Origin of the sequence: Streptomyces sp. NBC_01298 (assembly GCF_035978755.1) — a bacterium.
In the GTDB taxonomy this organism is placed as follows: Bacteria; Actinomycetota; Actinomycetes; order Streptomycetales; family Streptomycetaceae; genus Streptomyces.
Window position 1 is genome coordinate 6,540,430 of the sequence record NZ_CP108414.1, and the last position, 21,433, is coordinate 6,561,862.

Here is a 21,433-nt window from a genome sequence, read left to right on the forward strand (position 1 = left end):
TGCCTGCGTCAGGGCCGGCGACCGACCCGAATGCGGCCGCGGCCGGCCGCGCGGGCCGAGACTCTCGGGAAGGCGCTACGTGAGTCCCTACGGCTCCGACCGCTCGCCGCGGCGCCCGATGCGGCGGAAGCTGCTGCAGGCGCTGACTGCGGGCGTGGTCCTGGCGACCGCCACTGGTTGCTCGTATACATGGAAAGACTTCCCCCGCCTCGGATTGCCCACCCCGGTCACTGAAGAGGCGCCTCGCATCCTCTCGCTGTGGCAGGGGTCCTGGGCGGCCGCTCTGATCACCGGCATCCTCGTGTGGGGCCTGATCATGTGGAGCGTCATCTTCCACCGGCGCAGCCGGACCAAGGTCGAGGTTCCCCCGCAGACCCGGTACAACATGCCCATCGAGGCGCTGTACACCGTGGTCCCGCTCATCATCGTCTCGGTGCTGTTCTACTTCACCGCGCGCGACGAGTCGAAGCTGCTCTCCCTCTCCGCCAAGCCGGCGCACACGATCAACGTGATCGGCTACCAGTGGAGCTGGGGCTTCAACTACGTCGAGGACGTCGACGGCGATGCGGCGACCCCGAAGGCGGGCGAGGTTCCCAAGGAACTCGCCACCCTGCCGGACCGCTACACCAAGGACTTCCCGAAGGGCGCCGAAGGCGTCTACACCAAGGGCGTCCCGAGCGACCGGAACGCGGAGACCGGCAACCCGGGCCCGACGCTCTGGCTGCCGAAGGGTGAGAAGGTCCGCTTCATCCTGTCGTCCAACGACGTCATCCACTCCTTCTGGGTGGTCCCCTTCCTGTTCAAGCAGGACGTCATTCCGGGCCACACCAACGTCTTCGAGGTCACCCCGACCCAAGAGGGCGTCTTCATGGGCAAGTGCGCCGAGCTCTGCGGTGTCGACCACTCCCGAATGCTCTTCAACGTCAAGGTCGTCTCCCCGGAGGCGTACAAGGCGCACCTGAAGGAGCTCGCGGAGAAGGGTCAGACCGGCTTCCTCCCGGCCGGCATCAAGCAGACCGACCCGGCCCGCAATGCTGAGGTGAACAAACTGTGAGCATCCTCAACCAGCCTCAGGGTGCCGAGGCGGACTCGTACGAGAACGAGCTGCCGGTGCGGAGCAAGCAGCCGGGCAACGTGGTCGTGAAGTGGTTGACCACCACCGACCACAAGACCATCGGCACGATGTACCTGCTCACGTCGTTCGTGTTCTTCCTCATCGGCGGTCTGCTGGCGCTCTTCATGCGCGCCGAGCTGGCCCGTCCGGGTACGCAGATCATGTCGAACGAGCAGTTCAACCAGGCGTTCACCATGCATGGCACGATCATGCTGCTGATGTTCGCCACCCCGCTGTTCGCGGGCTTCGCGAACTGGATCATGCCGCTGCAGATCGGCGCGCCCGACGTGGCGTTCCCGCGGCTGAACATGTTCGCGTACTGGCTGTACCTCTTCGGTTCGACCATCGCGGTGGCCGGCTTCATCACCCCCTCGGGTGCCGCCGACTTCGGCTGGTTCGCCTACTCCCCGCTGTCGGACGCCGTCCGCTCGCCGGGCATCGGCGCCGACATGTGGATCATGGGTCTGGCCTTCTCCGGCTTCGGCACGATCCTCGGTTCGGTCAACTTCATCACCACGATCATCTGCATGCGCGCCCCCGGCATGACGATGTTCCGCATGCCGATCTTCACCTGGAACGTGCTGCTGACCGGTGTTCTGGTCCTGCTCGCCTTCCCGGTGCTGGCCGCCGCGCTCTTCGCGCTGGAGGCCGACCGGAAGTTCGGTGCGCACGTCTTCGACGCGGCCAATGGCGGCGCCCTACTGTGGCAACACCTCTTCTGGTTCTTCGGACATCCAGAGGTGTACATCATCGCGTTGCCATTCTTCGGAATCGTTTCCGAAATCATTCCGGTCTTCTCGCGCAAGCCGATGTTCGGTTACATCGGTCTGATCGCCGCGACGATCTCGATCGCCGGCCTTTCGGTGACCGTGTGGGCGCACCACATGTACGTCACCGGCGGTGTGCTGCTGCCGTTCTTCTCCTTCATGACGTTCCTCATCGCGGTTCCGACCGGTGTGAAGTTCTTCAACTGGATCGGCACCATGTGGAAGGGCTCGCTGTCCTTCGAGACCCCGATGCTCTGGACGATCGGCTTCCTGGTCACCTTCACCTTCGGTGGCCTGACCGGCGTCATCCTGGCCTCGCCCCCGATGGACTTCCACGTCTCCGACTCGTACTTCGTCGTCGCGCACTTCCACTACGTCGTCTTCGGCACCGTGGTCTTCGCGATGTTCGCCGGCTTCCACTTCTGGTGGCCGAAGTTCACGGGCAAGATGCTGGACGAGCGCCTCGGCAAGATCACCTTCTGGACGCTGTTCATCGGCTTCCACGGCACCTTCCTGGTGCAGCACTGGCTGGGCGCCGAGGGCATGCCGCGTCGTTACGCGGACTACCTCGCGGCGGACGGCTTCACCCTGCTGAACACCATCTCGACGATCAGCTCGTTCGTGCTGGGCCTGTCGATGCTGCCGTTCATGTACAACGTCTGGAAGACGGCGAAGTACGGCAAGAAGGTCGAGGTCGACGACCCGTGGGGCTACGGCCGTTCGCTCGAATGGGCGACGTCTTGCCCGCCGCCGCGGCACAACTTCCTCACCCTGCCGAGGATCCGGTCCGAATCCCCGGCATTCGATCTGCACCACCCCGAGATCGCGGCCCTCGACCACCTTGAGGACCACTCCGTGGCCGCCAAGGCCGTCGCTGGTGGCAAGGAGGCCGGCAAGTGAAGATCCAGGGCAGGATGTTCCTGTGGCTCGCCGCCTTCATCCTGATCATGACTGTCGTGTACGGCGTGTGGTCCAAGGAGCCGGTCGGCACCACGGCACTCGCGCTGGCCTTCGGCCTGAGCGCCATGATCGGCTACTACCTGGCCTTCACGGCCGCGCGTGTGGACCAGATGGCCCAGGACAACCTGGAGGCCGACGTCGCCGACGAGGCGGGCGAGCTGGGGTTCTTCTCCCCGCACAGCTGGCAGCCGCTCTCGCTGGCCGTCGGTGGCGCCTTCGCCTTCATGGGCGTCATCTTCGGCTGGTGGCTGATGTACTTCTCGGCGCCGCTGATCCTCGTGGGTCTGTGGGGCTGGGTGTACGAGTACTACCGCGGCGAGAACCAGAACCAGTAGCCGCACCCCCGCAGCCGCTCCCCGGAGCGGTCGCAGCGTGAGACCAGGGGCCCGGACACCTCCAATGGAGGAGTCCGGGCCCCTCGTTTGCAGTCACCCCGCGCGCCGTAATTGTCATATCTTCATAGCGTTGGCTCCATGAACCAGTCACCGCGTCTTTGGACCGTTATCGGCTGCTCCCTGCTGGTCGCGTCCCTCGGGGCCGGCGCCACCGCATGCGGGTCGGGCGACGACAACCCGCTGTCCGCCCGCCCCTACGACGCGGGCGACCAAGTCGCCCTCAACCAGCCCTCCGGCAGTCGCCCGGTCGATCCGGACCGGCCCCTGGAAGTCACCGCCAAGAGCGGCGACGGCCGGATCACCGACGTGAGCGCCGTGGACACCCACGGACGCCGTCTGGCGGGCGAGTTGTCCGCCTCCGGCGACCGCTGGCACAGCACCGTCCCGATGGCCGCCGGCGTCCGCTACACCGTCCTCGTGAGCACCGAGGACGAGCGGGGCGCCCCCGGGCAGCGCACGCTCACCTTCGACACCACCCCGGCCCAGAAGGTCCTCAAGGTCGAATTCGGCCCGGACGAGGGCAAGTACGGCGTCGGACAGCCCCTCACGGCCGAACTCAACGAACCCGTGAAGGACAAGGCCGCCCGCGCCGTCATCGAACGGGGCCTGGTCGTCGACGCCCCGGCGGAGGCCGTGGGCGCCTGGCACTGGGTGGACGACAAGAAGCTCCACTACCGGCCCAAGGAGTACTGGCCCGCCAACACCACGGTCTCCGTACGGAGCAACCTGGAGGGCGTCAAGATCTCCGACGACCTGCACGGCGCCGCCTCCAAGCCGCTGAAGCTAGAGATCGGCGACCGCGTCGAGGTCACCACGGACGCCTCCTCGCACTACCTCACGTTCAAGCGCAACGGGGAAGTGATCAACACCATCCCGGTGACCACCGGAAAGCCGGGCTTCTCCACCCGCAACGGCGTCAAGGTGGTCCTCGGCAAGCAGTACTACGTCCAGATGCGCGGGGACACCGTGGGCATCGGCGGCAGCGAGTACTACAACCTGCCCGTCTACTACGCGACCCGCGTCACCTGGAGCGGTGAATACGTCCACGCCGCGCCGTGGTCCGTCGGCTCCCAGGGGTACGAGAACGTCAGCCACGGCTGCACCGGAATGAGCACGGGCAACGCCGCCTGGTTCTACGAGAACATCAGCGAAGGCGACATCGTCCGCGTCATCAACAGCATCGGCGACGACATGGACACCTTCGGCAACGGCTACGGCGACTGGAACATGGACTGGAAGGACTGGCGCGAGGGCAGCGCCCTCCTCAAGGGCACCCAGGACGGCCGCAGCCCGGTCGACCAGGCCCGCCTGCGCCCGCAGGTGTAACCACCGGGCCGGGAGCGCCGGGAGAGGGCGCGGCCGGGGCGCGGGTACCCGTACGGACCGTACGGGTACCCGCGCCCCGGTATGCGCCGCTACAGGGCCGCGCGGGCCCGTACGGGCCGTGTGGGGCCGCACGGGCCCCGTGAGGCTCCGCGGGCCCCGTGAGCCCCGCTACGCCGCCGACGAGAGCCGCGCGCGCAGCAGACCCGCCAGGGCCTGCGCGAAGTCCACCGGATCAACCGGAAGGGTGACCGCGGCGTCCGCGCGGCTCCAGGTGGCCAGCCAGGCGTCCTGCGGACGGCCCATCAGAAGCAGGACGGGCGGGCACCGGAAGATCTCGTCCTTGATCTGCCGGCACACCCCCATGCCCCCGGCCGGAACGGCCTCGCCGTCCAGCACGCACACGTCGATGCCGCCCGCGTCCAGCTCCTTCAGGACGGCCGGCAGCGTGGCGCACTCCAGGAACTCAACCGGCGGCAGGTCCGCGGCCGGCCTGCGCCCGGCAGCCAGCCGCACCTGCTCCCGGGTGCCCGCGTCGTCGCTGTAGACCAGAACCCGCGCAGTCGCCCGCATTTCGTTCCTCCACGTGTCCCGTGAATCACGTTGATGTTGCGCGGGATGCTACTCCGTCCGACCCGGTGTCAACATCGGTTCGCGCAGCCTCGCCCCGGGATCGCCCGCGGGCTTCCGCAGGGCGATCTGATGGGCCGTTCGGGCCTTGCACACGCCCCTGACACTCCGAACGGCACCCCCCGGGGTGAGGGCGGGATAAGGGACCGACATAATGTCGGTCGTGGCGACAGCAACGACAGTAGATACCGGGCACGCGCACCCGACGGTCAACAGGCCGAACCTCGTCAGCGTGGGAACCATCATCTGGTTGAGTTCCGAGCTGATGTTCTTCGCGGCCCTCTTCGCGATGTACTTCACCCTGCGATCCGTGACAGGCGCCGAGTACTGGACAGAACAGGCTTCGGCCTTGAATCTGCCCTTCTCGGCGACGAACACGACGATCCTGGTGCTTTCCTCGCTCACCTGCCAGCTCGGCGTATTCGCCGCCGAGCGCGGTGACGTGAAGAAGCTCAGGACGTGGTTCATCATCACGTTCGTCATGGGTGCGATCTTCATTGGCGGCCAGGTGTTCGAGTACACCGAGCTGGTCAAGCACGAGGGCATGAGCCTCTCGTCCGGTCCGTACGGCTCGGTGTTCTACCTGACCACCGGCTTCCACGGTCTGCACGTGACGGGCGGTCTCATCGCCTTCCTGCTGGTCCTCGGCCGGACGTACGCGGCCAAGAGGTTCACCCACGAACAGGCCACGTCGGCCATCGTCGTGTCCTACTACTGGCACTTCGTCGATGTCGTCTGGATCGGCCTCTTCGCAACGATCTACCTGATCAAGTAGCGAACACGTCGCCGGGCCGGTCCCGGCACTCCATCCAGACACACCGACGCAGAAGATCCTGACACCGGGGTAATCCGTGAAAAAGCTCTCCGCACGACGACGCCATCCGCTGGCGGCGGTCGTCGTTCTACTCTTCGCGCTGGCGGTTACCGGGGGGCTGTACAGCGCCTTCGCGCCCGCGGGCACTGCGAAGGCCGACGAAACCGTCCAGTCCCTCGCCATCGAGGAGGGCCAGAAGCTCTACGCCGTCGGCTGCGCAAGCTGCCACGGGACCGGCGGTCAGGGTTCCTCTGACGGCCCCAGCCTGGTTGGCGTCGGCTCCGCTGCCGTCGACTTCCAGGTCATGACGGGCCGTATGCCCGCCCAGCAGCCCGGCGCCCAGGTGCCGAAGAAGCCCGTCATCTACACCCAGGCGCAGACCGACCAGCTCGCCGCGTACATCGCGTCCCTCGGAGCCGGCCCGATCACGCCGGCCGAGAAGCAGTACGACCCGGCGGGTGCCGACATCGCGAAGGGTGGCGAACTGTTCCGCAACAACTGCGCGCAGTGCCACAACTTCACCGGCGAGGGCGGCGCACTGACGAACGGCAAGTACGCCCCCAACCTTGAGGGTGTCGAGCCGAAGCACGTCTACGAGGCCATGCTCACCGGCCCGCAGAACATGCCCTCCTTCCCCGACAGCACCATGCCGGAGAAGCAGAAGAAGGACATCATCGCGTACCTCCAGCACGTCAACGGCGAGAAGGCGACCAGCCCCGGTGGCCTCAAGCTCGGTGGCCTCGGCCCCGTCTCCGAGGGTCTCTTCGGCTGGGTCTTCGGACTGGGTGCGCTGATCGCTGTCGCCGTCTGGGTTGCGGCCCACACCGCTAAGGCCAAGAAGTCATGAGTAGCCAAGACATTCCCGTAGAGAAGCACCTGCCGAGCGAGCAGGGCGACACGCACCACGGTGCCGTGGCGGTACCGGACAGCGACCCGTTCGCCGACCCCGGTCTGCCGGTTCACCGGCCGCGGATCCAGGACATCGACGAGCGGGCCGCGAAGCGCTCCGAGCGCACGGTGGCCATGCTGTTCACGCTGTCGATGCTGGCGACGATCGCCTTCATCGCCTCGTTCGTGATCCTGCCGGTCGACAAGATCGTCTACATTTTCCCCATCGGGAAGGTGAGCGCTCTCAACTTCGCCCTCGGCGTGAGCCTCGGCGCGGCCCTCTTCTGCATCGGCGCGGGCGCGGTCCACTGGGCCCGCACCCTGATGTCCGACGTGGAGGTCGCCGCCGAGCGCCACGAGATCGCGGCCCCGCCCGAGGTCAAGGCGCAGGTCATGCAGGACTTCGCGGACGGTGCGCGCGAGTCGGCCATCGGCCGCCGCCCGCTGATCCGCAACACGATGTACGGTGCGCTGGCCCTGCTGCCGCTCTCCGCCGTCGTGATCCTGCGCGACCTGGGCCCGCTGCCCGAGGACAAGCTGCGCAAGACCATCTGGGCGAAGGGCAAGATGCTCATCAACCAGAACACGATGGAGCCGCTCCGCCCCGAGGACATCGGCGTCGGGTCGCTGACCTTCGCCATGCCGGAAGGCCTGGAGGAGGACGCACACGACTTCCAGACGCAGATCGCCAAGGCCGCCCTGATGATCGTCCGCATCCAGCCGGAGAACATCAAGGACAAGAAGGAACTGGAGTGGTCCCACGACGGGATCGTGGCCTACTCCAAGATCTGCACCCACGTCGGCTGCCCGATCAGCCTGTACGAGCAGCAGTCGCACCACGTGCTCTGCCCGTGCCACCAGTCCACCTTCGACCTCTCCGACGGCGCCCGAGTCATCTTCGGCCCGGCTGGTCACGCGCTCCCGCAGCTGCGGATCGGCGTCAATGACGAAGGTTTCCTCGAGGCGCTCGGCGACTTCGAAGAGCCCGTCGGTCCCTCTTTCTGGGAGCGCGGATGAGCACTGCCACTGACACCAAAGAGCGCAAGGCTCCGGCCGGCGAGCGCGTAGCCGACTGGGCCGACGGCCGGCTGGGCATCTACAGCCTCGCCAAGGCCAACATGCGCAAGATCTTCCCGGACCACTGGTCCTTCATGCTGGGCGAGATCTGCCTCTACAGCTTCATCATCCTCATCCTCACGGGTGTGTACCTGACGCTGTTCTTCCACCCGAGCATGAACGAAGTGCACTACGACGGTTCCTACATCCCCATGCAGGGTGTGGCGATGTCGGAGGCCTTCAAGTCGACCCTGGAAATCAGCTTCGACGTCCGCGGCGGCCTGCTCATCCGGCAGATCCACCACTGGTCGGCACTGATCTTCATCGCCGCGATGCTCGTGCACATGATGCGCGTCTTCTTCACCGGCGCCTTCCGCAAGCCGCGCGAGGTCAACTGGGTCTTCGGCTTCCTGCTGCTGGTCCTCGGCATGTTCACCGGTTTCACCGGTTACTCCCTGCCGGACGACCTGCTCTCGGGCACCGGTGTCCGCTTCATGGAGGGCGCCATGCTCTCCGTGCCGGTCGTGGGCACGTACCTGTCGTTCTTCCTCTTCGGCGGAGAGTTCCCCGGCGGCGAGTTCGTGGCCCGGTTCTACTCGGTCCACATCCTGCTGCTGCCCGGCATCATGATGGGCCTGCTGGTGGCCCACCTGATCCTGGTCTTCTACCACAAGCACACCCAGTTCGCGGGCCCCGGCAAGACCGAGAAGAACGTCGTCGGCATGCCGCTGCTCCCGGTCTACATGGCCAAGGCCGGAGGCTTCTTCTTCCTGGTCTTCGGCGTCATCGCGCTGATCGCGGGCATCGCCTCGATCAACCCGATCTGGGCGCTCGGCCCGTACCGCCCGGACCACGTGTCCACCGGTGCGCAGCCCGACTGGTACATGGGCTTCTCCGAGGGTCTGATCCGTGCCATGCCCGGCTGGGAGATCAACCTGTGGGGCCACACCCTCGTCCTGGGCGTGTTCATCCCGCTGGTCATCTTCCCGCTGGTGCTGGTCGTGATCGCGGTCTACCCGTTCATCGAGTCCTGGGTCACCGGGGACAAGCGCGAGCACCACATCCTGGACCGCCCGCGCAACGCCCCGACCCGTACGGGCTTCGGTGTGGCATGGCTGACGTGGTACGTCATCCTGCTGATCGCCGGTGGAAACGACATGTTCGCGCAGTACTTCCACCTGTCGATCAACTCGATCACCTGGTTCGCGCGCATCGGGTTCTTCGTCGGCCCGGTCATCGCCTTCGTCATCACCAAGCGGATCTGCCTCGGCCTCCAGCGCCGGGACCGGGACAAGGTGCTGCACGGTCGCGAGACCGGCATCATCAAGCGCCTGCCGCACGGTGAGTTCGTCGAGGTCCACGAGCCGCTCTCGCAGGGCAAGCTGCACACGCTCACCTCGTACGACCAGTACAAGCCCGCCGAGATCGGCCCCACGGTCGACGAGAACGGTGTCGTGCGCAAGGTGAACCCGCTGGAGAAGCTCCGCGTCAAGCTCAGCAAGGGCTACTACGCGGAGAACAACCAGATCCCGAAGCCCACGGTCGAGGAGTACAAGGAGATCCAGAGCGGCCACGGCCACCACTGATCTCCCGCGTCACGGCTTCACGCGCTTCACACGTTTCACGCGGTACGCACCACGCATGACTGCTTGAGGGACTGATTTCGGTCAGTCCTGGTGTCGCCACGGTGAGAGCCCCGTCCAGTGTCTGGACGGGGCTCTTTGCCGTCCCCGGGGCTGGATAGGCTGAAGCCCTTCCCATTCGACGTGGAATCCTCGATGAGCAGCAGGAGCGGACCATGAACCTGGTGACCCCGGCAGGCGGCGACAGCGTGGCGGCCCGCGGCTGGCCGGGCCTTCTGGACGCCCTGCTGACCGGCCGGGACCTCGGCGCCGACGACACGGCCTGGGCCATGGACCGGATCATGCGCGGGGAGGCCACCGACGCCCAGATCGCCGGCTTCGCCGTCGCGCTGCGGGCCAAGGGGGAGACCGTGGCCGAGATCAACGGCCTGGTCCGCGCCATGTACGAACACGCCAACCTGATCGAGGTGCCGGGCCGGACGGTGGACATCGTCGGCACCGGCGGCGACGGGGCCAAGACGGTCAACATCTCCACGATGTCGGCGATCGTGGTGGCCGGTACGGGCGCCAAGGTGGTCAAGCACGGCAACCGGGCCGCGTCCTCCGCGAGCGGCTCCTCGGACGTCCTGGAGAAGCTGGGTGTCAACCTCGACCTCACCCCCGCGCGGGTCGCGGAGGTCGCCGAGGAGGCCGGGATCACCTTCTGCTTCGCGGTGAAGTTCCATCCCGCCCTGCGGCACGTGGCGGCGGCCCGCCGCGAGCTCGGCATCCGCACCACCTTCAACTTCCTGGGCCCGCTGACCAATCCGGCGCGGGTCCGCGCGCAGGCCACCGGTGTGGCCGACGCGCGGGTGGCCCCGATCGTCGCGGGCGTCCTGGCGGAGCGGGGCTCTTCGGCGCTGGTCTTCCGCGGCGACGACGGGCTCGACGAGCTCACCACCACGGCGACCTCCCGGGTCTGGTGGGTCCGCGACGGCGAGGTCCGGGAGCAGGGCTTCGACCCGCGCGACATCGGCATCCCGCTGGTGGACGTCTCGGCACTGGGAGGCGCGGACGCCTCGTACAACGCGGACGTGGCCCGGCGCCTGCTGGCCGGCGAGACCGGCCCGGTGCGTGACGCGGTGCTCCTGAACTCGGCGGCGGCGCTGGTCGCTCTGGACCCGGGTACGGGCACCCTGGAGGAGCAGCTCGCCGCCGGTGTCGTGCGGGCGGCGGAGTCGGTGGACTCGGGCGCGGCCCGGGACGCGCTGGCCCGCTGGGTGGCGGCGAGCAACGCCTAGCGGATCCGGAGCCGGACCGTTCCGACGGGATCCGGCCAAGATCCGGCACTGACCCCGGTCCGCCATGTGGACCGGGGTCTTGCGTTCGGATGATCGTGTGGCAGGATGCTCCTCAGGTCACGAGTGACAGCGTTTAGGCCCCGGCTTGCTGTCCGGCAACCCTCCTTCCGTGGCGGGGTGCCCCGGGTGATGACCAGGTCGTAGGCAGTGAGGTCTACGGCAAGCGCGGATCCCTCGAAACCAGGGGTCCTGGTCTTCTGAGGAGCGTTTTCCGTGAGCAAGCGAATGCGATAGGGCGACTCCGCCCCTTCTTCACCCCTCGGAACAGGGTCACTTCCGCGTACCCGCAGCACAGCTGCCGCCTACGACGGCCGATCCGCGTTCCGGGGCACTCCCGTACCCCGAACGGCCGCAGAGCCGTAGCCGTGTCGGCGGACGGGCCCACCGAAGCCATTCACACCTGCCTGCCGGGAGATACCGCCATGTCCGCAACCCTGAACGCCGCCGTCACCGTCAGCGCCGCCACCTTCGACCCTGCCTGTGCCGAGCCGCTCGCGGTCCTCGGCCGTGAGGTCACCGTGCCGCTCGTCACCGGCGGCGAGGTCACCTACGCCGCCCTCGACTACGCGGCCAGCGCCCCGGCGCTGCAGCGGGTCTGGGACGACGTGGCCGCGTACGCCCCGTACTACGGCAGCGTCCACCGCGGCGCCGGGTACCTCTCGCAGCTCTCCACCGACCTGTTCGAGCAGAGCCGGGTCACCGTCGCCGAGTTCCTCGACTGCCGGCCCGCCGACCAGGTGATCTTCACCCGGTCCACCACCGACTCGCTCAACCTGCTCGCCGCCGTGCTCCCGGCCGACTGCCAGGTCTTCGTCTTCGAGACCGAGCACCACGCCTCGCTGCTCCCGTGGACGAAAGCGCAGGTCACCTACCTCAACGCCCCCCGCACCCCGGACGAGGCCGTCGCCACCCTGGAGCGCGCCCTGGCCGACCGCGACCCCTACGGCCCGGCGCTGGTCTGCGTCACCGGAGCCTCCAACGTCACCGGCGAGCTGTGGCCCGTCAAGGAACTCGCCGCCGCCGCGCACGCCCACGGCGCCCGCATCGTCTTGGACGCCGCCCAGCTGGCCCCGCACCACCCCGTCTCGGTCCAGGACCTCGACGTGGACTGGGTCGCCTTCTCCGGCCACAAGCTCTACGCCCCCTTCGGCTCGGGCGTGCTCGCCGGCCGCGCGGACTGGCTGCGGGAGGCGGAGCCGTACCTCGCGGGCGGCGGCGCCTCCCGCAAGGTGGCCCGCCGCGAGGACGGCGGCGTGGACGTCGAGTGGCACACCACCGCCGCCCGCCACGAGGCCGGCTCCCCGAACGTCATCGGCGTCTACTCCATCGCCTCCGCCTGCAAGGCGCTGAACGAGGCCGGCTTCGAGAACCTCGTCGGCCGCGAGCGGCACCTCATCGCCAAGGTCCGCGAAGGCCTCGCCGAGGTGCCGGCGGTCCGCGTCCTGTCCCTCTTCGGCGACGACGCCCCGCGCGTCGGCGTCATCTCCTTCGTCGTCGACGGCTGGAACAGCTCGCACTTCGCCGCCGCGCTGTCCGCCGAGTACGGCATCGGCGTCCGCGACGGCCTGTTCTGCGCCCACCCGCTGGTCCGCACCCTGCTCGGCAGCGAGCCGCAGGCCCAGGGCGAGTGCGGAGCCCCGGAGGCGGCCCCGGGGGAGCGCTCGCTCAACGCGATCCGCGTCAGCTTCGGCGCCGGCACCCCCGACGAGCACGTCGAGCGCTTCGTCCGCGCGGTCAAGGAGCTCGTCGCGGACGGCGCCAAGTGGCAGTACCGCACCGAAGAGGGCCGCTGCGTCCCGGCCGTCTGACAGGCCGCGGGGCATGACTTACTGGGACCCGATACCGATCGTCCGGGCCTGCGTCCCCGGTGAGCCGCTACCCGGCAACGCGCACTGGGTACCGGCGTACAGCCCACCGTGGGGTGCATGGCCGGACGCGTGGGCGCGGCGTGACTGGCGCAATGTGCCGGGGCCGTTCTACGGGGCGGGAACCGACACGTGCTGGGTGGGGCGCGAGGTCGCGCCGGCCCACGTGCTCCACAACGACGATTCCGGTGACGAGTTCGTCTACCGGCAGCCGCGCGACGCCCAGGAGACGTACCGGGTGATCGCCGCGGCGTTCCAGGATCCGATGGCGGGCTACCAGTGCGACGGCGACGAGCGCTGGACGCCGGAGCTGGTCCGTCAGTGGTGGAGCGAGCGGGGCCGCGTCCGGGAGTTCCGGCTAGAGAACGGCCGCCCCGCCCTGCCGGGCGAGGCGCTGCCCGAGCTCTGAACCGCTACGCGTCCAGGCCGATCGCGAAGGCCGCTTCCAGGTCGTGCTGGGAGTACGTGCGGAACGCCACGTGGGTGTCCGTCGCCTCGACGCCCGGGATCTTGCTGATGCGGCCGGGGATGATGTCGGCCAGGTCCTCGTGCCGGGACACCCGGACCAGTGCGATCAGGTCGTAGGTGCCGGTGACCGAGTAGACCTCGCTGACGCTGTCCAGTGCGGCGATGGCCTCGGCGATCTCGGGGATCCGGTCCACGCTGGTCTTGATGAGCACGAGTGCGGTGATCACGGTTGGCTGTCTCCCTCGACGGCAGTCACTGGTCGACCCACTCTAGTCCCACCCCGGTAGCGGACCCACGCGTAGAGGAAGCCCACCGAGAAGCCCACGACGTGGGCCAGATAGGCGACTCCGGGCCCGCTCGCCGCCCGGTGCGCCGCCAGCCACTGCAGGCCGAACCAGAACATCAGCACGATCCACGCGGGGAAGCGCAGCGGCAGGAAGAACAGGAACGGGAACAGGCTCGTCACCCGCGCCCTGGGGAAGAGGTACAGGAAGGCCCCCAGGACCGCGGAGATGGCCCCGGAGGCTCCGACCAGGGTCTGGTCGGAGGAGGCGTAGGCCGCCGCGTACGCCGCCAGGGCCAGGTAGCCCGTACAGACGTAGAAGCAGAGGAACACCGCCCGGCCCATGCGCCGCTCCGTCATCGCCCCGAAGACGTAGAGGAAGAGCATGTTGCCCAGCAGGTGCAGCCAGCTCCCGTGCACGAACAGGGCCGTGAGGGGAGTGAGCGCCGCCCGGCCCGAGCCGGTGAACAGCTCGTCGGGGACCACGCCCCAGCGCCGGAAGTACGCCGTCCCGTTGGCGAGCAGCTGGTCGCCCGTCCCGTAGACCGGGTTCAGCCCCGACGCCGGGCTCAGGATGAACACCACGCAGCAGCCCGCGATCAGCGCATGGGTGATCACCGGGCCCCGGGCGGCCTCGCGTACGGCCTGCCACCTTACGATCATGCGACCGAGCATGACCCAGCCGGGCCCACCGGCGGGTGCGGCAGGCCGTAGGGTTACGAGCTACGCACGCACGCACGTACCCGTGACGACACGGGCGGGTGTACCGCGCGCGTTCGTGTAAGCGATAGAAGGATAGAAGGAGAGAGCGGCCTGATGACGGTTCCCCTGCCGACCGACACCACCCGGTGGCGCTGCACCCTGTGCGGCAACCTCACGCGTTTCGACGTCACCCGTTCGTCGAAGGTCGTGGAGTACGTCCACCTGGACCTCGCCGGGGAGCCCAAGGTCGAGGAGCGCGAGGTGGTCAATGAGACCATCGAGTCGGTGCGCTGCCGCTGGTGCAACGCGGTGGACCAGATCGAGCTCGTGGACAGGCCGGGCGCGGACTCCTGAAGGAGCCCCGCCCGCAGGTGAATGACGGTAGGGGTGACGGATTGTGGAGCCAGCAAGCGGCGCTGAGCCGGCCGACGCGGCCGGTGACGCCGCCGAGGCGCTCGACCGCCCACTGCCGGAAGGCGTGCGGCGCCGGGTCGTCGCGCTCGTCTCGGACGCCTTCGGCGGGCTGACGGTCGCGGACCTCCCGGCGCAGCTGCGCCAGTACGCCCGTTTCACCCCGTCCCGGCGCGCCAAGTTCGCGGGCAACGCCATGGCCACGGCGGTGGAGAGCGACCCCGTCTTCCGGGGCAGGGTCGCCGAGAAGTTCCGTGAGGCGCAGGCCGACCTGGCCTCCGCCCTGGAGTCGGGCGCCCCGCCCGCCGCCGCCGATCCGCTGGACGTGGCGGCCGCCGCGTACGTGCTGCGGCCGGCCGGCTGGGTCAAGCTGGTCGCCGCCGCGGGCGAGGAGGCGCAGCGCGCCGACGCCGAGCGGGTCGACGAGGAGGCCCGCCGCGAGATGGGGCGGCTCCGCGAGGAGCTGGCCCACGTACGGGAACTGCAGCGCACGGGTGTCGACCATGTGCGGGCCGAGCTGGACGCGGCGCGCAAGGAAGCGGAATCGCTTCAGCGCAAGCTGCGCAGCGCCCTGAGCGACGTCAAGCGGGGTGACGCCGCCCTGCGCAAGATCAACGCGGAGGTCGACGGCATCCGCGCCGAGGCGGCCGCGCAGGTGACCAGCGCCGAGAGCGAGACCCGGCGGCTCAAGTCCCGCCTCGCGGAGGTGGAATCGGCGCTGGAGACCTCCCGCCGGGCCACCCGCGAGGGGCGCAGCATCGAGGACATGCGGCTGCGGCTGCTGCTGGACACCGTGCTGGACGCGGCCGCGGGACTGCGCCGGGAGCTCGCGCTGCCGCCTCTCTCCACCCGGCCCGCCGACACGGTGGAGGCGGTGGAACCGGGCCGGATGACCCCCAAGGACATCGCGGCGCGCGCCCTGTCGGAGACCGACCCGGCGCTGCTGGACCAGCTGCTGGCGCTCCCGCAGGCCCATCTGGTGGTCGACGGCTACAACGTCACCAAGACCGGCTACCCGACGATGCCGCTGGAGAAGCAGCGGCTGCGGCTGCTGGGCGGGCTGTCCATGCTCGCCGCGCAGACGGGCGCCGAGATGACCTGTGTCTTCGACGGGGCGGAGCTGGCGGCCCCCGTGCTGCTCGCGCCGCCGCGCGGAGTGCGGGTGCTGTTCTCGAAGGCGGGGGTGACGGCGGACGAGCTGATCCGCCAGCTGGTGCGCGCCGAACCGTCCGGCCGTCCGGTGGTCGTGGTCTCCACGGACCGGGAAGTCGCCGACGGGGTGGCCAAGGTCGGGGCCCGGCCCGTGGCGTCCGCCTTGCTGCTGAAGCGGCTTTCGCGCGTTTCGTAACTGCTGGCGCATATGCCGGAATTGGCATGTGATCGGGGGGACGGACCGTCAAGTCGCCGACACGGAGCGTGCACTGTAGGTAAAGAACCTGGTCGGAGAGCGATTTTTTTGCCGACAGGATTTGAACTGATCACAGAAGGGTCACTAGGGTCAGTCAAACCTTCGTGCGGTAATTCACTCATTCGGGGTGATGGCGAAGGTGTCGCCGAGTTTTTTCTTGGACGGATTGCGTTCTTCGGCGGCTCTAGGAAGAAGGAGCTCGCCTTCGTGGCGTCCCACCGTCGACCCAAGCAGCCGACCCGCATGCGCACGACCGTGCTCGGCGTCACCGCGGCAGCCGCCGTGGTCCTCTCGGGGCAGGCCGCCAACGCCGCCCCCGCCAAGCCGACCAAGGACGAGGTCAAGGCCAAGGTCGACGCCCTCTACGAAGAGGCCGAGCAGGCCACCGAGAAGTTCAACGCGGCCAAGGAACACCAGGACAAGCTCGAAACCGAGATCGGGCAGCTCCAGGACCAGGTCGCCCGCGGCCAGGCCGACCTCAACACGCTGCGCGGCACCCTCGGTTCGATGGCCAGTGCCCAGTACCGCAGCGGTGGCATCGACCAGTCCCTCGCGCTCTTCCTCTCGGCGGACCCGGACAGCTACCTCGACAAGGCCTCCACCCTGGAGCAGCTGAGCGGTCAGCAGGTCGACGCGGTCCACAAGATCCAGGCCAAGCAGCGCACCCTCGCGCAGCAGCGCCAGGAGGCCGCGGGCAAGCTCACCGACCTCGACGCCACCCGCAAGGAGCTCGGCGACAAGAAGAAGGCCTCCCAGGACAAGCTCGCCGAGGCCCAGGCGCTCCTCAACACCCTGACCGCCCAGGAGCGGGCGCAGATCAAGGACGAGGACTCGCGCGCCAGCCGCGGAGCCGGCGAGCGCGTTCCCAACCTCGGCAACGTGAAGCCCTCCGGCCGGGCCGGAGCCGCCCTCGCCGCCGCCAAGACCAAGATCGGCAGCGCGTACATATCCGGGCACGAAGGCCCGAACACGTTCGACTGCTCGGGTCTGACCCAGTGGGCGTACAAGCAGGCCAACGTGTCGATATCGCGCACCACCTTCACGCAGATCAACGACGGCACCCGGATCGGCAGGAGCCAGCTCCAGCCGGGCGACCTGGTGTTCTTCTACGGCGACCTGCACCACGTCGGCCTGTACGCGGGCGGCAACACGGTGCTGCACGCCTCGAACCCGCGCAGCGGCGTCAAGTACGAATCGATCGACAACATGCCGTTCCAGTTCGGCGTGCGCGTCGGCTGACGCCCCCTCCGCCACACAGGGTCCGACCGGACGCGCCGAACACCGCCCATCCGGGCGAATTACGAGGCCCCGCTCTGACCACACGCCCCGCCGGTGACCTGCGTCTCCGACGGGGCGTCACTGTGCGTGCCCACCGGAGGTCGTTGGCCGGTGCCCTTCCGCGCGGCTACTGTCTGCCAGCGCGGAACCCCGGCACACGGCCGTCCACGGAGGGCGGACCCGGGTCCCGCTCAGCAGGAGGGAGCGGTTTCACGTGGCGTCCCATCGCCGGTCCGGGCCCAGCGCCCTCGACCGGAACACCAAGGTCACCGTCCTCACCGCCGCGGCGGCGGGAGCGGCGGCTCTCATGTCGGGCGCACCCGCCGGTGCGGCCCCCGGCCTCCCGCAGGAGCCCTCCGCGGGCACCCGCGCCCAGGTCGACCGGCTCTTCGAAGAGGCCGAGCAGGCCACCGAGCGCTTCAACCAGGCGGGCGAGCGGGCCGGCCGGCTCCGCACCGAAGTCGACCGGATCCAGGACGCGGTGGCCCGCGGACAGGACCGCATCAACACCATGCGCGGAGTGCTCGGCGCCTACGCCGGAGCCCAGTACCGGGCCGGCGGCATGGACCCCGCCGTCGAGCTGATGCTCTCCGACGACCCGGACGACTACCTCGCCAAGGCCTCCGCGCTCACCCGGCTGTCCGGCCGCCAGGCCCGCCAGCTCGAGGAACTGCGCTTCGAGCAGGGCCGGCTCGGCCAGGAACGCCGGGAAGCCTCCCGCAAGCTCTCCGAACTCGACGCCCTGCGCGCCGACGTGGCGAGGGAGAAGCGTGCCGTCACCGCCAAGCTCGCCGCCGCGCGCCGGCTGCTGAACGCGATGCCCACGCGGGAGCGCGCCGACTTCGACCGGGCCTCGCGCTCCGGCGGCCGCCCCGACGCCCTGCCGGACCTCCCCGACGCCGCGGCCTCCGGGCCCTCGTCCGGGCGCGCCATGACCGCCGTGATGGCGGCCCGGTCGGCCGTGGGGCGGCCCTACGTCTGGGGGTCCACCGGTCCCTCCGGCTTCGACTGCTCCGGGCTGATGGTGTGGTCGTACCGGCAGGCGGGCGTCGCCCTGCCGCGCACCTCGCAGGCGCAGCGGCACGCCGGGCGGCGGGTCTCCCTGTCGGAGGCGCGCCCGGGGGACCTGGTGACGTACCGCTCGGACGCCAGCCACGTCGGCATGTACGTCGGCAACGGCCAGGTGGTGCACGCCCCGTACCCGGGGGCGCGGGTGCGGTACGACCCCGTCGGGATGATGCCGGTGTCCTCGGTGACCCGGCCCTGAGAGCGGCGCTGCGTACGATCGGGTGATGTTCCCGGTTCTGGGCGGTACCGCTCGTCGGTGCTCGCGCGCGCTGACGCTGGTGCTGCTCTGCCCGCTGTTGTGCGTGCCGCTCGCGGGGTGCGGGTCCGAGTCCGTGACCCCTTCCGTGTCGGCTTCGGCGGATCCCGTGGAACGGGACGTCCGGCGGGCCGTCGCCGACTGGTCGGCGGCCCCGCCCGCGGCCCTCGCGGCGATCCCGCTGGAGGGATGGTCGTACGAGGTCTCCGCGGTCCGGGTGGACGGCGTACGGGCCTTCGCGCGCGCCCAGCTGCGCTACCGGCTGACCGGCTACGATGCCGCCCCGGCCGGCTCCGCCCGCGAGGTGGAGCTCACCCGGGCCGGCGGCTCCTGGGCGGTGGCCGCCGACCGGCCCGCCCCCGGAGCGCTGCCCCAGCTGTGGGACCAGGGCCCGGTGTCCGTGGAGCGCGGGGCGCACGCCCTGGTGCTCGGCGGCTCCGGCCAGAGCTCCGGTTCCCTCTCCGAGATCGCCGCCGAGGCGGACAAGGCGGTGCCCGCCGCGAGCGCGGCCTGGCCGCGGCCGTGGGCGGGCCGGGTGGTGGTGCTGGTGCCGGGCTCGCTGAACGCGATGGCCGCGCTGCTGGGGCGGCCCGCGGACGAGTACCGGGGCCTGGGCGCCGTCACCACCGGGCGGACCGGCGCGGGCCCCGCCCCCGCGGACCGGGTCGTGGTCAACCCGGAGGGGTACGGGCAGCTCTCGGCGGAGGGCCGCCAGGTGATCCTGACCCACGAGACCACCCACGTGGCCACCCGGGCGGCGACCACCTCCCGGACTCCGCTCTGGCTCTCCGAGGGCTTCGCGGACTGGGCCGCGTACCGCGACAGCGACCGCACCCCGGCCGAGGTCGCCCCGGCCCTCGCCCGCGCGGTGCGGCGGGGCGATCTGCCGGGGGAACTCCCCACGGCCGCCGCCTTCGCCTTCGGCGGGGACGCGGAGGCACTGGCGCGGGCCTACGAGGGCTCCTGGCTGGCCTGCCGGCTGATCGCCCGGCGGTGGGGGGAGGCGGCGCTGCTCTCGTTGTACGAGAGCTCCGGCCGGGACTCCCTGCCCGCGGCGCTGGCGGACACCCTCGGGACGGATTCCGCCGGGCTGACCCGGGCCTGGAAAGAGGACCTGGCCCGGGAGTTCCGCTAGCCGGAGCCCCGGCCTCGGCTGGGGCTGGTCTTTTCAGGCCGCTCGCGCCACTCCAGCCGTCCGGCGTTTGAGGACCGGGTCCGGGCTGGCCCGGGGAACGGTGGAAGGGCGGGTAGGGGACCCAGCCCCGCGCAGCGGCAAGGGGGGCGCAGCGGGGACCCAGCCCCGCGCAGCGGCAAGGGGGCAGCGGGGAACTCGCCCCGCGCAGCGGCAAGGGGTCGCAGCGGGGACCCAGCCCCGCGCAAGCGGCAAGGGGGCGCAGCGGGGACTTCGCCCCGCGCGGCGGCAAGGGTCGGGGCGAGGAACTCCGCCTCGCACGCTCCGCCCCGCAGGGCCCTTTCCCGGGCCTCCGGTAGGGTCGGCAGGCGATGGACAAGACGCTGATCGTGACCAACGACTTCCCGCCGCGGCCGGGGGGCATCCAGGCCTTCCTGCACAACATGGCGCTGCGACTCGACCCCGACCAAGTCGTGGTCTACGCCTCCACCTGGAAGCGCTCCGCCGAGGGACGGGCCGCCACCGCCGCCTTCGACGCGGAGCAGCCCTTCCAGGTGATCCGCGACCGCACCACGATGCTGCTGCCGACCCCCCGGGTCACCCGCCGGGCCGTCGGCCTGCTGCGCGAACACGGCTGCTCGTCGGTGTGGTTCGGCGCGGCGGCCCCGCTGGGGCTGATGGGGCCCGCGCTGCGCCGGGCCGGCGCGCGCCGGATCGTGGCGACCACGCACGGGCACGAAGCGGGCTGGGCGCAGCTGCCGGTCGCGCGCGGGCTGCTGCGGCGCATCGGCGAGGGTACGGACACCCTGACCTACCTGGGGGAGTACACCCGTTCGCGGATCGCCCCGGCCCTGACGGAGCGGGCCGCGGCGCGCATGACGCAGCTCCCGCCGGGCGTGGACGAGAAGACCTTCCACCCGGCGTCGGGCGGCGCGGAGGTCCGGGCGACGCTGGGGCTGACGGACCGGCCGGTGGTCGTCTGCGTCTCGCGGCTCGTCCCCCGCAAGGGGCAGGACACGCTGATCGAGGCGATGCCGCGGATCCTGGCGGCAGTGCCGGACGCCGTCCTGCTGATCGTGGGCGGCGGCCCCTACGAGGCCGACCTGCGGGCACTGGCCGGCAAGGCCGGGGTCGCGGAGTCCGTCGTGTTCACGGGCGCGGTCCCGTGGTCCGAACTGCCCGCCCACTACGGGGCCGGGGACGTCTTCGCGATGCCCTGCCGCACCCGTCGCGGCGGGCTCGACGTGGAGGGCCTCGGCATCGTCTACCTGGAGGCCTCCGCCACCGGCCTACCGGTGATCGCCGGTGACTCCGGCGGCGCCCCCGACGCCGTACTGGACGGGGAGACAGGCTGGGTGGTCCCCGGCGGCGCCCCGGCCGAGACCGCGGCCCGCGTCGTCGCCCTGCTCGGGGACCCGGCCCTGCGTGCGCGCATGGGTGAGCGCGGCCGGGCCTGGGTCGAGGAGAAGTGGCGCTGGGACCTGCTCGCGGAGCGCCTGCGCGAGCTGCTGTAGGCGTTCTCTTTCGGATCTTGCCCGACCGGAGCAAGATCCGAAAGAGACCGGGCAGAGTCGATCAAACCGCACGGTCCGCGGCGGTGCCCGCCTACGGTCGAGCCATGTCTGACTGTTACTCAGAAGCGTGTCAGTCCGGGTTATGGCTGGTTGGGCGGAATCCGCTCATGATGCGGCC

General features: G+C 70.0%; 20 protein-coding genes and 1 riboswitch. Of the genes, 17 read left to right on the plus strand and 3 right to left on the minus strand.

Features of this window, described 5'->3' with window-relative positions:
* Nucleotides 1–79 precede the first annotated feature (79 nt).
* From ctaC to OG730_RS29740, 4 genes are all read left to right on the plus strand, one after another.
* Complete coding sequence (gene ctaC, locus OG730_RS29725; RefSeq protein WP_327307111.1) at nt 80–1,054, plus strand: aa3-type cytochrome oxidase subunit II; 975 nt, start codon at nt 80–82, stop codon at nt 1,052–1,054.
* On the plus strand, nt 1,051–2,781 hold the full coding sequence (ctaD, locus tag OG730_RS29730) for an aa3-type cytochrome oxidase subunit I (RefSeq protein WP_327307112.1): 1,731 nt from the start codon (nt 1,051–1,053) through the stop codon (nt 2,779–2,781). Before ctaC ends, ctaD begins: the two co-directional genes overlap by 4 nt.
* Nucleotides 2,778–3,176, plus strand: a complete 399-nt coding sequence (locus OG730_RS29735) for a cytochrome c oxidase subunit 4 (RefSeq protein ID WP_327307113.1) — start codon at nt 2,778–2,780, stop codon at nt 3,174–3,176. The genes ctaD and OG730_RS29735 overlap by 4 nt, the downstream gene beginning before the upstream one ends.
* 138 nt (nt 3,177–3,314) lie before the next feature.
* Nucleotides 3,315–4,562, plus strand: a complete 1,248-nt coding sequence (locus OG730_RS29740) for a L,D-transpeptidase (RefSeq protein ID WP_327307114.1) — start codon at nt 3,315–3,317, stop codon at nt 4,560–4,562.
* A gap of 168 nt (nt 4,563–4,730) precedes the next feature.
* Here OG730_RS29740 and OG730_RS29745 read toward each other — a convergent pair whose 3' ends face one another.
* Nucleotides 4,731–5,132 (minus strand): DNA-binding transcriptional response regulator, encoded by a 402-nt coding sequence (locus tag OG730_RS29745; RefSeq protein ID WP_327307115.1) that lies wholly within the window; start codon nt 5,130–5,132, stop codon nt 4,731–4,733.
* Nucleotides 5,133–5,343: 211 nt separating this feature from the next.
* On the opposite strand from OG730_RS29745, the gene ctaE reads away from it, so the two are divergent.
* From ctaE to OG730_RS29780, 7 genes are all read left to right on the plus strand, one after another.
* Nucleotides 5,344–5,964: an aa3-type cytochrome oxidase subunit III gene (gene ctaE, locus OG730_RS29750; RefSeq protein WP_008738823.1), complete on the plus strand. Its 621-nt coding sequence runs from the start codon at nt 5,344–5,346 to the stop codon at nt 5,962–5,964.
* 76 nt (nt 5,965–6,040) lie between these two features.
* Nucleotides 6,041–6,850, plus strand: coding sequence for a cytochrome bc1 complex diheme cytochrome c subunit (gene qcrC / locus OG730_RS29755; protein WP_327307116.1), 810 nt, complete (start codon nt 6,041–6,043; stop codon nt 6,848–6,850).
* Complete coding sequence (qcrA, locus tag OG730_RS29760) at nt 6,847–7,908, plus strand: cytochrome bc1 complex Rieske iron-sulfur subunit (protein WP_327307117.1); 1,062 nt, start codon at nt 6,847–6,849, stop codon at nt 7,906–7,908. Before qcrC ends, qcrA begins: the two co-directional genes overlap by 4 nt.
* Nucleotides 7,905–9,533: a cytochrome bc1 complex cytochrome b subunit gene (gene qcrB / locus OG730_RS29765; protein ID WP_327307118.1), complete on the plus strand. Its 1,629-nt coding sequence runs from the start codon at nt 7,905–7,907 to the stop codon at nt 9,531–9,533. The genes qcrA and qcrB overlap by 4 nt, the downstream gene beginning before the upstream one ends.
* A 212-nt stretch (nt 9,534–9,745) precedes the next feature.
* The gene (gene trpD / locus OG730_RS29770) at nt 9,746–10,810 is read left to right on the plus strand and encodes an anthranilate phosphoribosyltransferase (RefSeq protein WP_327307119.1); all 1,065 of its coding nucleotides are present in this window, start codon (nt 9,746–9,748) and stop codon (nt 10,808–10,810) included.
* Nucleotides 10,811–10,925: 115 nt separating this feature from the next.
* Nucleotides 10,926–11,042, plus strand: a riboswitch (SAM riboswitch).
* Nucleotides 11,043–11,292: 250 nt separating this feature from the next.
* Nucleotides 11,293–12,678: an aminotransferase class V-fold PLP-dependent enzyme gene (locus OG730_RS29775; protein WP_327307120.1), complete on the plus strand. Its 1,386-nt coding sequence runs from the start codon at nt 11,293–11,295 to the stop codon at nt 12,676–12,678.
* Nucleotides 12,679–12,691: 13 nt separating this feature from the next.
* On the plus strand, nt 12,692–13,144 hold the full coding sequence (locus tag OG730_RS29780) for a hypothetical protein (protein WP_327307121.1): 453 nt from the start codon (nt 12,692–12,694) through the stop codon (nt 13,142–13,144).
* Nucleotides 13,145–13,148: 4 nt separating this feature from the next.
* Here OG730_RS29780 and OG730_RS29785 read toward each other — a convergent pair whose 3' ends face one another.
* Nucleotides 13,149–13,430: an Lrp/AsnC family transcriptional regulator gene (locus tag OG730_RS29785; protein ID WP_243330042.1), complete on the minus strand. Its 282-nt coding sequence runs from the start codon at nt 13,428–13,430 to the stop codon at nt 13,149–13,151.
* On the minus strand, nt 13,427–14,149 hold the full coding sequence (locus OG730_RS29790; RefSeq protein ID WP_442815048.1) for a rhomboid family intramembrane serine protease: 723 nt from the start codon (nt 14,147–14,149) through the stop codon (nt 13,427–13,429). Before OG730_RS29790 ends, OG730_RS29785 begins: the two co-directional genes overlap by 4 nt.
* Nucleotides 14,150–14,302: 153 nt before the next feature.
* On the opposite strand from OG730_RS29790, the gene OG730_RS29795 reads away from it, so the two are divergent.
* From OG730_RS29795 to OG730_RS29820, 6 genes are all read left to right on the plus strand, one after another.
* The gene (locus OG730_RS29795) at nt 14,303–14,542 is read left to right on the plus strand and encodes a hypothetical protein (RefSeq protein WP_008738811.1); all 240 of its coding nucleotides are present in this window, start codon (nt 14,303–14,305) and stop codon (nt 14,540–14,542) included.
* A gap of 40 nt (nt 14,543–14,582) precedes the next feature.
* Nucleotides 14,583–15,947 carry an NYN domain-containing protein gene (locus tag OG730_RS29800; RefSeq protein WP_327309477.1) on the plus strand — a complete coding sequence of 455 codons (1,365 nt, stop codon included), beginning with the start codon at nt 14,583–14,585 and terminating at the stop codon, nt 15,945–15,947.
* Nucleotides 15,948–16,214: 267 nt separating this feature from the next.
* Nucleotides 16,215–17,246, plus strand: coding sequence for a C40 family peptidase (locus OG730_RS29805; protein WP_327307123.1), 1,032 nt, complete (start codon nt 16,215–16,217; stop codon nt 17,244–17,246).
* Between the two features lie 253 nt (nt 17,247–17,499).
* On the plus strand, nt 17,500–18,552 hold the full coding sequence (locus OG730_RS29810; protein ID WP_327307124.1) for a C40 family peptidase: 1,053 nt from the start codon (nt 17,500–17,502) through the stop codon (nt 18,550–18,552).
* Nucleotides 18,553–18,577: 25 nt separating this feature from the next.
* Nucleotides 18,578–19,744, plus strand: coding sequence for a hypothetical protein (locus OG730_RS29815; RefSeq protein WP_327307125.1), 1,167 nt, complete (start codon nt 18,578–18,580; stop codon nt 19,742–19,744).
* A 368-nt stretch (nt 19,745–20,112) separates the two neighbouring features.
* The gene (locus OG730_RS29820; protein WP_327307126.1) at nt 20,113–21,255 is read left to right on the plus strand and encodes a glycosyltransferase family 4 protein; all 1,143 of its coding nucleotides are present in this window, start codon (nt 20,113–20,115) and stop codon (nt 21,253–21,255) included.
* Nucleotides 21,256–21,433: the final 178 nt, after the last annotated feature.